This window comes from Pedobacter albus, from assembly GCF_036324255.1.
In the GTDB taxonomy this organism is placed as follows: Bacteria; Bacteroidota; Bacteroidia; order Sphingobacteriales; family Sphingobacteriaceae; genus Pedobacter; species Pedobacter albus.
This window is the reverse complement of the sequence record NZ_JAZDQT010000002.1, coordinates 959,024-972,454: the sequence shown is the minus strand read 5'-3', so window position 1 is coordinate 972,454 and position 13,431 is coordinate 959,024. Positions and strand designations below refer to the sequence as shown.

10 protein-coding genes are annotated in these 13,431 nt (G+C 45.0%); 6 read left to right on the top strand and 4 right to left on the bottom strand.

Features of this window, described 5'->3' with window-relative positions; genetic code table 11:
- The first annotated feature begins 69 nt into the window (after positions 1-69).
- Positions 70-642, top strand: coding sequence for a DUF1543 domain-containing protein (locus VRU48_RS14020; RefSeq protein ID WP_330108544.1), 573 nt, complete (start codon positions 70-72; stop codon positions 640-642).
- Between the two features lie 339 nt (positions 643-981).
- Here the strand turns inward: VRU48_RS14020 and VRU48_RS14015 are convergent, their stop codons facing one another.
- The 3 genes from VRU48_RS14015 to cphA all read right to left on the bottom strand — a co-directional run bounded on the left by VRU48_RS14015 (position 982) and on the right by cphA (position 4,870).
- Positions 982-1,404, bottom strand: a complete 423-nt coding sequence (locus VRU48_RS14015) for a carboxymuconolactone decarboxylase family protein (RefSeq protein ID WP_431311636.1) — start codon at positions 1,402-1,404, stop codon at positions 982-984.
- A gap of 100 nt (positions 1,405-1,504) precedes the next feature.
- Positions 1,505-2,113 (bottom strand): Crp/Fnr family transcriptional regulator, encoded by a 609-nt coding sequence (locus VRU48_RS14010; RefSeq protein WP_330108542.1) that lies wholly within the window; start codon positions 2,111-2,113, stop codon positions 1,505-1,507.
- A gap of 186 nt (positions 2,114-2,299) precedes the next feature.
- Positions 2,300-4,870, bottom strand: coding sequence for a cyanophycin synthetase (gene cphA, locus VRU48_RS14005; RefSeq protein WP_431311635.1), 2,571 nt, complete (start codon positions 4,868-4,870; stop codon positions 2,300-2,302).
- Between the two features lie 305 nt (positions 4,871-5,175).
- Between cphA and VRU48_RS14000 the strand changes: the two genes are divergently transcribed.
- The 4 genes from VRU48_RS14000 to VRU48_RS13985 all read left to right on the top strand — a co-directional run bounded on the left by VRU48_RS14000 (position 5,176) and on the right by VRU48_RS13985 (position 10,005).
- Positions 5,176-6,048 carry a cyanophycinase gene (locus tag VRU48_RS14000; RefSeq protein ID WP_330108540.1) on the top strand — a complete coding sequence of 291 codons (873 nt, stop codon included), beginning with the start codon at positions 5,176-5,178 and terminating at the stop codon, positions 6,046-6,048.
- An 89-nt stretch (positions 6,049-6,137) separates the two neighbouring features.
- Complete coding sequence (locus tag VRU48_RS13995) at positions 6,138-6,980, top strand: isoaspartyl peptidase/L-asparaginase (RefSeq protein ID WP_330108539.1); 843 nt, start codon at positions 6,138-6,140, stop codon at positions 6,978-6,980.
- Between the two features lie 20 nt (positions 6,981-7,000).
- Positions 7,001-7,684 carry a tetratricopeptide repeat protein gene (locus VRU48_RS13990; RefSeq protein ID WP_330108538.1) on the top strand — a complete coding sequence of 228 codons (684 nt, stop codon included), beginning with the start codon at positions 7,001-7,003 and terminating at the stop codon, positions 7,682-7,684.
- Positions 7,685-7,818: 134 nt separating this feature from the next.
- Positions 7,819-10,005 (top strand): carboxy terminal-processing peptidase, encoded by a 2,187-nt coding sequence (locus tag VRU48_RS13985; RefSeq protein ID WP_330108537.1) that lies wholly within the window; start codon positions 7,819-7,821, stop codon positions 10,003-10,005.
- A 338-nt stretch (positions 10,006-10,343) separates the two neighbouring features.
- On the opposite strand, the gene VRU48_RS13980 is transcribed toward VRU48_RS13985, so the two are convergent.
- Positions 10,344-11,273, bottom strand: coding sequence for an SPFH domain-containing protein (locus VRU48_RS13980; RefSeq protein WP_330108536.1), 930 nt, complete (start codon positions 11,271-11,273; stop codon positions 10,344-10,346).
- An 86-nt stretch (positions 11,274-11,359) separates the two neighbouring features.
- Here VRU48_RS13980 and VRU48_RS13975 point away from each other — a divergent pair, with 86 nt between their 5' ends.
- Positions 11,360-13,393, top strand: a complete 2,034-nt coding sequence (locus tag VRU48_RS13975) for a M13 family metallopeptidase (protein WP_330108535.1) — start codon at positions 11,360-11,362, stop codon at positions 13,391-13,393.
- Positions 13,394-13,431 lie beyond the last annotated feature (38 nt).

The window sequence follows — 13,431 nt, the reverse complement described above, 5'->3', positions numbered from 1 at the left end:
TTGATTTATTTTTATGAACGCGTACAATTGACAAAATTGTGCCTTTAAAATACTCAATCGCTCAAGCAAATGCAAAACCCACAGCTGTTTATGGTTCTTTTGGGTTGTCGGCCGGCCAAGAGGCATACCGAACAACACGATGTTTTTTTTGGCATTGCCAACTCCCTGAAAGAGCTGGTTCCTGAAATGGTAGAATTTTGGCCCGAAGCAAAAGGCAAAATCCACATCGATGCCTGGCGCGTAGTGAGCAAGGTGGGCAACTATAAGGTAGAAGTAGTTGAAAAAGGCCATCCCAAAACAGACCTGAACAGCCTGTTCTTCCTCAACCTAGGGGGCTATCGCAAAAACGAATTCGACGAACTGCATTATAAAATGCTGGTCGTATCAGATCAAAAGGCAGTAGCCATTGCAACAGCCAAGGAAACGGCTTTTTATAAACACACCTGGTTCGATGGGGCCTCATCGCACATTGACGACAAGTATGGCGTAGATGTAGACGATATTTTCGAAATAGAAGATATCCTGAGTTCGGCCACCAAAAAGAGATACAGCCTGAAATTTACGCCAGGCAATATCGAAGCCGAAGACGAGATAACCTTAGGCTATTTCCCTTTGGCTAAAATTGTAAAAGGAGAAATTTAGGGTAGCTAAATATATTTTGTTGTTTCTTGAATTGAGCTAGTCCTTTTGTCTTGAAACAAAAGTGACCAAAAATTCAAGGCGTTGCATCTTCGTTGTGCTAGCCGTGTTGATTTTTGAAGGCGCAATATGGAGACGCGGTACTATTGTGCCAGCTGATGGTTTATGCTCTTTGCTTCGGCCATCTTGCTTGTATCTGCTAGGACCAGGTAATTGCTAAAAATAAACCCGCTATCACTACCGAACCTGCAAAGGCCGTTGTTGGAGTATCAAGCCTATTGTATCTGAGCAATTATGAACTAGCACTTGCGAAGTTTGCGAGACTTCGCAAGTGTAGCTTATCTATTCTGCAGGTTGCAAATGAGTGCTGATGGCAATTCTGTTCCAGGCATTGATGGTAACAGCCACCATAATTAGCTGGGCAATGTAATGGTCGTCAAACAGGGCTTTGGCTTTTTGATAGGTTTCTTCCGAAAGTCCGCCATTGGCAATCAGTGCCATTTCTTCGGCCAAGGCCAAAACAACCCTTTCCTCTTCATTAAACAAATTGGTTTCGCGCCAGGCATTTAAAAGATAGATGCGTTGCTCGGTTTCGCCATATTTGCGGGCATCTTTGGTGTGCATATCAATGCAAAACGCACAACCGTTGATTTGAGAAGTTCTGATTTTGATCAGCTCCTTGTGCATTTTGTCTAGTTTGGTCGTAGCGAGGTAGCTTTCTAAACCAAGCATGGCTTTATAGCCTGCTGGTTCTAATGTTGCCATATTAAATCGTGGGTTCATAACTTTATTTTTTAAATGATGAACCAAAGTTAGGCGGGTTTATACAGCAAAAACTTAAACCAGTTTAAGAAATGAAAAAAGGCTACTGTTTTTTGCGAAGCTCGCTGAGGTATTCGGGGGTGATGCCCAAATAGGAGGCCAGCATGTATTGTGGGATGCGTTGCGCGAAATCGGGAAACATACGGATGAAATGCAGATAGCTTTCTTCCTTGGTAAAATCGTGGAAGAACTTGACCCGCATTTGTGCTGCCGCGTAAGCTCGTTGCATCATGATCCTGAAATAGCGCTCCAGTTGTGGCAATTGCTTAAAAAGCTCATCTTGCTGACTGTACGCAAGGCCAACAATTTGGGAGGTTTCTACCGCCTGGATAGAAAAGTTGGATGGACGCTGCATGCCGAAGCTCATGTAGTCGGCAATCCACCAGTTTTCGAGCGCAAATTGTACAATCTGTTCGGTGCCTTTATCGTTCACAAAAAACATGCGCAGACAACCTTGCTCCACAAAATAATTATACCTGCAAACCTGGCCTTCCTGCAAAAGAAATTCCTTCTTTTTAGGCGTTAAAGGTTTTATTTGTTGCAGCAAGAGGGAAGTTTCATCGTCGGTTAGCGATACATAACGTTTAATATGCCGGATAAAGTTGGGATACATGGCCGTAAATATATCAAAGCTTTCCCAATTTGAACCCATTCCTAAATGCGCTAAGCTTATTTAAACTTTTAACGTCAGGGCTCTGTTGTTTAACTACGCCAAAAGCAGTAGGATTATGGTTGAGGCAATCGCACGACGAAATTAAAAGATGGAAAGACTCCCAAGCGTAGTTTTGAAAACTCCCTAGAATCACAAAGTCCCGATGTTGTATCGGGACTCTGTTTTTTATTTTTGCTCCAGTTCCTTGTCCAGGTAATGGGTTACTTTTTTAATCGCGTTATCGATGGTATCGCTTAAAATGGTAATGAAAGAACCCGGTGTGGCGGTATTGATCAGGTTTTTCAGGCAGTCGTCGCCATGGTTGTTAATGTCGATCTGCATGTCTGGTTTGACTTCCCTCAAGCCTTTCAGCAACAAATCAATAAGCTCCTGTTGCTTGCGGCCACGGAGGTATTTCTCCTGACAAATGACTACCCTGTCAAACATCTGCGCGGCAATGCGGGCCGTTTCGATAATGTCTTCGTCCCTTCTGTCGCCGGTACCCGAAATTACGCCCACATGCTCGCTTGCCTCCACGGTTTGCAGGTAGGTTTTTACGCCGTTAAAGCCATCGGGATTATGCGCAAAATCGACCAGCACCTTAAATTCCTTGAACTTGAAAATGTTCATCCTGCCTGGCGTAAGTGCCGCCGAGGGAATAAAGGTTTCTAGCGAGGTGCGGATATCTTCGGTTTTATAGCCCCACAAAAAGGTGGTGAGCGTAGCGGCCAATACATTTTGGATCATGAAATCGACCGTGCCGTTAAAAGTAAGCGGAATATGCGTGGCTTTTTCAACGCGAATTTTCCAATCGCCTTTTTTAATGGTCACAAAACCGTTTTCGTAAATGGCGGCAATGCCCCCTTTTTTGCAGTGCTCCTTAATCACCGGATTTTTTTCGTCCATGCTAAAGTAGGCCACATTGCAATCGGCGCTGGCCGCAATCTTCAGGCAATAAGCATTATCGGCATTGAGCACCGCCCAACCGTTTCTTTTGACGGCACCGATAATTACCGCTTTCACTCGGGTCAAATCGTCGAGATTGTGGATATCTGAAATACCCAAATGGTCTTCCTGAATATTGGTCACCACGCCAATATCACATTTGTTGAAGCCCAGTCCCGAACGTAAAATGCCACCACGGGCTGTTTCGAGTACGGCTACTTCAACCGTTGGATCTTTCAGGATAAACTCTGCGCTAAAAGGCCCAGTGGTATCGCCTTTCATCAACATGGTATTCTGTACATAGATGCCATCAGAAGTGGTAAAGCCTACGCGGCTGCCGTTGTTTTTTACAATGTGCGCAATGAGGCGGGTAGTGGTGGTTTTACCATTGGTGCCCGTTACCGCAATAATTGGAATACGAGCGTCTTTGCCCGGTGGGTACAACATATCAATTACCGGTGCAGCCACATTGCGGGGCAGGCCTTCGCTTGGTGCGAGGTGCATCCTGAAGCCAGGCGCGGCATTGACTTCTAAAATCACACCGCCGTTTTCGGTTAGGGGTTCCGTAAGATTCTGTGCCATAATATCGATGCCACAAATGTCCAGGCCTATAATTCGCGAAATACGTTCGCAATTGAATACGTTTTGTGGATGCACCTGGTCGGTTACGTCGATGGAAGTACCACCGGTGCTCAAGTTGGCCGTCGATTTGAGGTAAACCACTTCGCCTTTCGGAGGTACGGTTTCCAAGGTATAGCCTTTCTTTTCGAGCAAGTCTAAAGTATCACGGTCTACATTGATTTCGGTGAGCACGTTTTCATGGCCATAGCCACGGCGCGGATCGGCGTTTTCTTCATCAATAAGTGCCTGGATGGTCTGTTTGCCATCGCCTTTGACATGGGCTGGCACGCGCAATGCGGCGGCTACCATTTTATGGTCGATCACCAATACCCTAAAGTCGTGGCCGGTAATGAAGCGCTCTACAATAATTCTCCGCGAATGTTCTTTGGCATAATGGAAAGCGGCAATGGCGGCCTCTTCGGTTTTAACGTTAATGGTGGCCCCCCGTCCGTGGTTGCCATCCAAAGGTTTAAATACCAAAGGGAAGCCCACTTTTTTAATGGCTTCGTGCACATCGTCGAGGGTGGTAACCGTAACGCCTTTGGCCACCGGAATGGCGGCATCTTCCAACAAGCGCTTGGTTTCGTCTTTGTTGCCGGCAATATCAACTGCAATGCTGCTGGTACGCTCGGTCATGGTGGCGCGGAAACGCACCTGGTTCTTGCCATAACCCAATTGCACTAAAGAGCCTTTGTTGAGCCTGATCCACGGAATATCGCGCGAAATGGCCTCATCAACAATAGAGCCGGTACTTGGTCCGAGGCGTTCCGATTCGCGCAGTTCGCGCATGCGGTGGATATCATGTTCCAAATCATATTCCTTATTGTCGATCAAGGCTTCGGCAATGCGCACCGAGGCTTCGGCGGCATAAACCCCTGCCTTTTCTTCCAGGTAACTGAACACCACGTTGTAAATGCCCTCGGTTTTGGTCTGTCGGGTGCGGCCAAAGCCTGTATCCATGCCCGCCAAGGTTTGTATCTCGAGCGCAATATGCTCAATCACATGTCCCATCCAGGTTCCCTCTTCAACACGGGCCAAAAAGCCACCCGGAGCACCCTTAGAGCACCTGTGGCTGTGCAAGGTGGGAATCAGCTTTTCAATACGTTCCCTAAATCCGTCGATGAGGTTGGTGGGCTTCTGCTCCATATCTTCGAGGTCCAGGCGCATCTGGATCAATTTTTTTCTATTCACCGACCAAATATTTGGTCCCCGTAAAACCTGTATGCCTAATATCTTCATTTATTGTATAAAATTGTTTTTTTTGAATGCGTTGTTGGGGTGGGGAGATTATCGGTTTCGGGCGAGCCCGGGAAACCTTAGCTTAAAGTATAAAAAAAATTTCAAATTAACTGTGGCCCCCTGCAATTAAACTTGTTCATCAAGCTTCCAAATTCTGCTTTGATTGTTAATTAAAAGTATAATATTGATAAAAATACTGTTAAATATTAGGCTAATGCGCATATATTTGGCATTTTAGCAACATTTACACAGGTACGATGGCTCCAAAAGGAAAATTAATCATCATAGGCGGCGCAATAGATACGGGAAGCTTTGCCGAAACGCAATTCGGATTGCCGCAGAACATGAACTTTTTTGAGCGTGGAATTTTAAAGCGGATTACCACTGAATCAATTAAAGGGAACGATTCGCGTTTCGAAATCATGACCACGGCATCGCTTATTCCTGAAAAAGTTGGCGAAGAATACATCAAGGCATTTGCGCAGCTCGATGTGCATAACATCGGCGTGCTGAATATAGGCAGCCGCGAGGAGGCCAACAATCCCGAAAATGCGGCCCGTATTAAACAAGCCGACGTTATTATTTTTACCGGTGGCGATCAATTGCGCCTATCGTCTATTTTTGGTGGCACCGAAATCCACCGTATTTTGCTAGACAAATACGAAAACACCGATTTTGTGATTGCCGGAACGTCGGCAGGTGCGGCAGCCAGTTCTAAGAACATGATTTACCAAGGCAGCAGCAAAGACGCACTGCTGAAAGGCGAAGTAAAGATTACCGGAGGCCTGGGCTTTATTGACGATGTGATTGTAGATACCCATTTTGTGCAGCGTGGCCGTATTGGCCGTTTGCTGTACGCTACGGCCAGCAACCCGGGTATTTTGGGCATTGGCTTGGGCGAAGATACCGGACTGTACATCCACAACAATACCATGGAAGCCATTGGTTCGGGTATGGTAATTTTGGTGGATGGCCGTTTTATGGCCGATACCAACCTCACCGACGTAGAAATGGGACAGCCGGTTTCGATCAAGAACATGGTGGTGCATGTGATGTGCGACGGCGATATTTACGATTTGGTAAGCCATCAATTGGTTATCCATCATCCAAAAGTTATACCTACGGCCTAGCGTTTCGCGTTTAAGCGATTAGCGTATGGCGTGAAGCATTTTAATCCAAGCGCATACGCAATACCCAATACTCACTACGCAATACTCCAATGAAACTAATCATACACGGCGGATTTTTCAGCGAATCGGCCACCAACCAGGAAACCAAAAAAGCCAAGCAAGATGCCTTGGCCCAGATTGTAACCCAAGCGCATCAGTTTTTGGCCAATCACACGGCTTTAGAAACCGTGGTGTATGCTGTTGGCCTCTTAGAAGACAATGAACTTTTTAATGCGGGCATCGGTTCGCAGATCCAAAGCGATGGCAAAGTGAGGCTCAGTGCCGCTTTGATGGATGGCCAGACCCAAAAATTTAGTGGTGTCATCAATTTAGAGGATGTAAAAAACCCGATTGAGGTAGCCGAAAAATTATTGGCCTATGATGATCGCGTACTGAGTGGCGAAGGGGCGCAAGCCTTTGCAAGAGCCAACAACTTCGAATATTTTAACCCCATTACCCCGCAACGCCAAGCCGAATATGAGGCTAAACTCAACCAACAGGGCCGAAAAGGAACGGTAGGTTGTGTAGCTTTAGATGCCAACGGAAATTTGGCTGCGGCCACTTCAACTGGTGGCAAAGGTTTCGAAATTCCTTGCCGGGTGAGTGATTCGGCCACGGTAGCCGGTAATTTTGCCAACAGTTTTGCCGGAATTTCCTGTACCGGTGTGGGCGAAGACATTGTAAGCGGTGCCCTGGCGGCTAAAATCGTGACCCGCGTTACCGATGGCTTTAGCCTGAAAGAGGCCTGCGACAAATCTTTTACCGAACTGCAGGCATTCGACGGCTTCGCCGGTGTTATCGGAATCTCGGCCAAAGGCGAAATTTACCATTGCGACTCTCATCCCTATATGGTTTGGGCAGCTTTTGATGGTAGTTTACAGGTGTTTAACTAAAAAATAGTTACCTTTATCAGATGAATAAGATTCACCTGGCTCTCGCATCCCTATTTTTTGCTTCTGCCGCCTTTGCCCAAAATGTGAATTCTGGGCCTCAGGAAACACAAAATGCGGTAGGGAATGCTATTAATATCGCGGTTTCGCTCAAAGACGAAACGGATGGAGATGAATTTTTTGCCGATGCCGAACGCAACGAAAGGCAAGGCGACCTGAACGAGGCGCTTACGCTGTTTGGCAAAGCAGCCTTCGAATACAACAACGACCGTAAATTTAGCCGTTATGGCGCTGCGCTATTGCGCATGAGCAACATTCACCTATTGCTTTCGCATTATACCGAAGCCGAACAGGTGGTGTTGAATGCCGCGCTTAAAACCTATGCCAAAATAGGCAGCAAGGTAGGCCAGATGGCGGCTTACAACCAGCTGGGCAAAATCTATTTTGCCGCCAACAAATTAACCCAATCGCTTTGGTTCTATACCCAACAGGGCATTTTGGCGCAGCAGCTTCGCAACAATACGTCCTACATCGATTCGGTGCTGGGCATTGCCATGGTCAAGATCAAAAAGAAAGAATACGTATTGGCAACCAAAGATGTGAACCGTGCCGAACTGCTAGCCAAAAACGCTAAAATTACCCAGTTCAGTCAGCAGATAAAAAACAGCAGGACACTGATTACCGAAAAAACAGGCGTTAAAAAATAAACAAGCTAACTAGCTGAATAATAAAGTTTACAAAAAAGATACAGATAATTGCTGTATCTTTTTTGTTTATTTAAGAAATTGGTATCATATTGGATGATGATTTTATAAGAATGGATTTTAAAACTGTTAAAGAGATGTTGAGAAGAGTATTGATGATTACGTTTACAGCCGCGGCCTTGGCCTGTAGCGCATCGCCAAAACCACAGAAAATGGTTGATGGCGTACAAAATATTAAGCCAGATGAGCAACAAAGCCTGGTGCTAAGGCAAGTGGTTAACCTGATCGAAAGCTATAACTATAAGAAGTTGGAAATCAACGATTCGATTTCTTCTATCATTCTAGACAGGTATATCAAGGCCTTGGACCCTTCCAAATATTATTTCTTGGCCAGCGATATCAAAGACTTTGATAAGTTCAGAACCGAGCTCGACGACGATTTCAGGATCGGCGACTTGAGCGCTCCTTTCTACATCTTTAACGTTTACCTGAAAAGATACAACGAACGCATCAATTATTCGATAGCGCAAATCAAAGGCAAATACGATTTTAACCAAAACGACACCTACGTTTACGACCGCGAAAAAATGCCGTGGATTACCACAACTGCCGGTTTAGACGATGTGTGGAAGAAAAGGGTGAAATATGAGCTGGTAAACCTGAAAATTGCAGGTACGCCTGATGCCAAGAACATAGAAACGCTAACCAAAAGATACGAAAACCTGAAGTCGCAGGCCGCCAAGTTCAACAACCAGGATGTTTTTCAGATCATCATGGATGCCTTTACCGAAGCCATCGATCCGCATACCAATTACTTTAACCCTAGAAATGCCGAGGTGTTTAACCAAGAAATGTCGCGCTCTATCGAAGGTATTGGTGCTACTTTGCAATTGGAAAACGAAGTAACCAAAATCGTTTCTATCGTACCTGGCGGACCTGCTTTTAAAAGCAAACAGCTGAATGCCGGCGATAGGATTGTGGCAGTTGCCCAAGGTGCCAATGGCGAATTTGAAGATGTAATTGGCTGGAGGATCGACAATACCGTGTCGAGAATCAAAGGCCCTAAAGGCACGACCGTAAAATTGAAAGTAATTCCGGTAGGAAAAGAGCTTTCTTCAAAACCTGTAATTATTACCTTGGTGCGCGAGAAAGTGATTTTGGCCGATCAGTCTGCCAAAAAATCGGTAAAAACCATTCAATCTGATGGTAAACCTTATAAAATCGGAATTATCCAGGTGCCAGCTTTTTATGCCGACTTTAAAGCGGCCAATGCAGGCGATCCAAATTATAAAAGCACCACCCGCGACGTGCGTTTGTTGATTGATACCCTTAAAAATACCGATAAAGTTGATGCCATTATCATGGACTTGAGATCTAACGGCGGTGGTTCGTTGGTAGAAGCCATCGACCTGACCGGCTTGTTCATAGACAAAGGTCCGGTTGTACAGGTAAAAGACTTAAGAGGCAGTGTTGAAGTTGACGAAGACAAAAATGCAGGCGCCGCTTGGACTGGTCCAATGGGGGTAATGGTTGACCGTTTGAGCGCATCGGCTTCAGAGATTTTTGCCGGTGCGATACAAGACTACGGCAGGGGCATTATCATGGGTACCCAAACCTATGGCAAAGGAACCGTGCAGTCGTCTATAGACCTTAACCGTTTGGTTAATCCGTCTATCCTGCAAAAAATGGCAGCGCTGTTTAAAAGAGATAGCAAAGGCGTTATTGTATCGCCTCAGGGCAGCAATGCAGTGCTCGATAAGGATGGTATTCCGCAGTTGGGTCAAATTAATTTGACCATGGCAAAATTCTATCGTGTAAATGGCAATAGCACTCAACATAAGGGTGTAATTCCTGATATCAATTTCCCATCGGTTTATCCATTGGATAAAATTGGCGAAGATACAGAGCCATCGGCCTTGCCATTTGATATGATTAAGCCGTCTAACTACAGGGCTGTGGCCGATTTGACTGACATTAAAGCCAATTTGCTTAGGTTGCACGAGCAAAGGATGAAGAGCTCTTTAGACTATAAAGTGCTGAATGAAGATATTGCCGATTCTAAAAAACGCGATGGCGAAACTTCAATTACTTTGAACGAAACCAAGCTCAAAGCAGAAAGAGATGCTTTGGAAGCCAAAAACCTGACCCGCTTAAACGAATTGAGGGCATCGAGAGGTTTGGCGCCAGTTAAAAAAGGCGATAAAATTGCGAAAGATGAAAACTACGACTTGGTGGAAGACGAAAGCATTAAGGTGATGATCGATTTGATGAAAATGACCGAGGGTAACCGATTAACCAACGTACCCAAAACTTTTGAGAAATAGAAGATCTTGATTCGATAATCATGAAAAGCCTCGGCCATTTGGTCGGGGCTTTTTTTAAGTTGCGAATTTAAGTTTTACCATTAATCTTAAACGCTACACGCCTACCGCCATACGCCTAACAAGTTTAACCATTGAGGCATTAAGAAAATTAAGTTGGTTGTTTCCAAAGATGCGAGTTAATCCGTGGCTCTCAGTGTGAACGTTATATGCCTAACGCTAAGCGCAAACAAATATGGTAGAATAGCAGTACTCATAAACGAAAAAGAGCAATCCTAACCAGCTGGTCAAGACTGCTCTTTTATCCATCCCTCATTATTAGGAGGGAAAATGGCGATGGTTTATTTTTTCCCTTTATTCGGGTCTACTTGCATGGCCATCATTTCTTTCATGGTTTTGTTCATCCCTTCGGTGCTACCATCCAAGAAAATTACGTTGCCTTCGCTGTATTCGGCAAATTGTTTAATGGCTTCTGTCCACATGGTAAACAAAATAACCGAAGTATCGAGATTGGCCTGTTGCATTTCGTGGGCGGCATTGGTCATACCCTTGGCCACCTCTTCCCTAAACAGGGCGATACCTTGTCCACGCAATTGAGCAGCCTCGCGCTCGGCGGTGGCCGCAATTTTAATGGCATTACCATCGGCCTCTGCGGCTTTGGTTTTGGTGATCAATAAAGCCTGGCCTTCGTTTTCGGCAGCCGCTTTCAAGTTGTTCGAAGCTACCACGCGGCTCATCGAGCGCATAATTTCTTCGTCGAAAGTGATATCGTTTAGCTGTAAGTCCTGTAGATGGTAGCCCCAGCTTTCCAATACCTGGTCTATCTGGTGTTTTACGTGCTCTACAATTTCGTTTCTTTGCGCCAATACGTTGGCTTGTTTTTGGGTGGCCACATAAGCCCTGATCGAACCTTCGATGGTACGGATCAAAGCCTGCATCAGGTTGCTGGCATCCACAAATTTAAAGGCTACGTTTTTAATGGTTTCCTCGTCGTGGTTCAGTACCGAATAAAGCAGCATGGCCTTGAAATATACATTGGCCTGGTCTTGCGTAACCGCTTGGAAAGAAAGCTCTACCGAGCGGTTCTGTATCGAAATTCTGGAATGGATCTGTTCAATCAATGGGATTTTTAAATTCAAGCCTGGGCGCAATTGCCTGCGGTATTTCCCGAAAATGGTAATCACGGCAATGGTGCCTTGCCTTACGGTAACAAAAGAGCTTAGAAGGATAATGAATCCGAAAAAAAGCAGTCCATAAAAAAAATAGTCCATAGAATTTGATTTAAATTATAGTCAATATTACTAATAAATTGATTTTCTGTGTAGCTTTATTTTAGATATTTTATAATCAATCATTTATGAAACTGAAATTAGGTTTACCATTAATTGGTCTGGCGCTACTGGCGGCCTGCCAAAATAAAAATACCGAAACCGATACACGGACGGTATTTTTAGACAAAGCCGGAATGGACACAACGGTTAATCCCGGAGACAATTTTTTCGAATATGCCAACGGTAAATGGATGAAAGCCACGGTTATTCCAGACGACCAGAGCGGCTGGGGCAGCTTTTATACTTTGTACGAAGATAACCTCAAAAAACTAAAAGGAATTGTAGAAGATGCCGAAAAGGCAAATGCGCCAAAAGGAAGCATCAAGCAAAAGGTTGGCGATTACTATGCCAGTGGCATGGACACGGTAACCATCGAAAAATTGGGGGCCGAACCTTTGAAGCCGGTATTGGCCAAAATTGATGGTGCCAAAAGTTATAAAGAATTGGTGAGCCTATTGGCCGAATTGGCAAAAACCAACGAAGCCGGCCTATTGGGTATGGGCGTAGGCGCCGATGAAAAAAACAGCGTGAAAAACATTGTTTCTTTTTACCAATCGGGATTGTCGCTACCAGAAAAAGACTATTATTTTAAAACAGACAGTACTTCTAAAGTAGCCCGTGAAGGTTTTGTAACCTATGCAACCAAACTGTTTAGCCTAACCGGTGCCGATGCCGCTACGGCAGCTAAAAATGCGAATGCCATTTTGGCCTTGGAAACAGAAATTGCCAAATCTCACCGTAGCCCTGAGGAGCTGAGAGATCCGCAAAAGAACTACAACAAAATGAGCGTAGCCCAGCTGTCGCAGTTGGCTCCAAATTTGGATGTGCCTTCGCTTTTTACGGCCATGCAGATCAAAACCGATAGCGTTAACGTAGGTCAGCCGGCTTATTTCAAAGCATTGAGTACCTTATTGGCCAGTCAGCCCATAGAAGTTTGGAAAACGAAGTTCAAATACGATTACATGGCCAGAAATGCAGGTTTGTTGAGCAAGGCTTTTGTGGATGCTTCGTTTAACTACAACAAAATCTTCAATGGCCAGAAAAAACAATCAGAAAGATGGAAGAAACTGGTTAATGGTATCGACGCCAATATGGGCGATCTTTTGGGCCAGCTTTACGTAGAGAAATATTTTACGCAAGAAGCCAAACAAAGAATGGACGAGTTGGTAAACAACCTGCAAAAAGTATTCGCCACCAGGATTTCGAAACTGGATTGGATGAGTGCCGAAACCAAGGCAAAAGCCACCGAGAAACTGAACGTCTTTTTAAAGAAAATCGGCTACACCACCAAATGGAAGAACTTTGACGATGTAACCATCAACAAAGGCGATTACTTGGGCAATGCGCGCAGTGCTAGGATGCATGCCTACAACGAAGAAATCAGCAAAATCGGCAAGCCGGTTGATAAAACAGAATGGGGTATGACTCCGCCAACGGTAAACGCCTATTACAATCCAACGTTTAACGAGATTGTGTTCCCGGCAGGTATTTTACAGTTTCCATTCTTTGATGCCAAAGCCGACGATGCCATCAATTATGGCGCTATTGGTGCGGTAATTGGCCACGAAATGACCCATGGTTTCGACGATCAGGGTCGTCAGTACGATGCAACGGGCAACATGAAAGACTGGTGGACCAAAGCCGATGCCGACCAGTTTAAAACCAGGGCGGATAAAGTAGCTAAATTGTACAGCAGCTTTACCTTGTTGGGCAACGAGCATGTAAACGGCAACTTAACACTGGGCGAAAACCTGGCCGATATTGGCGGTTTGGCCATTGCCTACGATGCTTTTAAACTCACCAAGCAAGGTCAAGACAACAGTCAAAAAATAGATGGCTTTACTCCAGATCAACGTTTCTTTTTGAGCTTTGCGCAAGTTTGGCGTATCAAAGACAGAGATGAAAACATGCGCGTTCGTATCAAAACAGATCCGCACTCTCCAGAAATGTTCAGGGTAAATGGCCCGGTTTATAACATGGAAGCTTTTTACAAGGCATTTAACATTCCGAAAACAGCCAAAATGTACGTAGCCCCAGAAAACAGGCTCGGCGTTTGGTAAGCATTATTGCATTAACAGATCTAAAGGCGGCATCATTA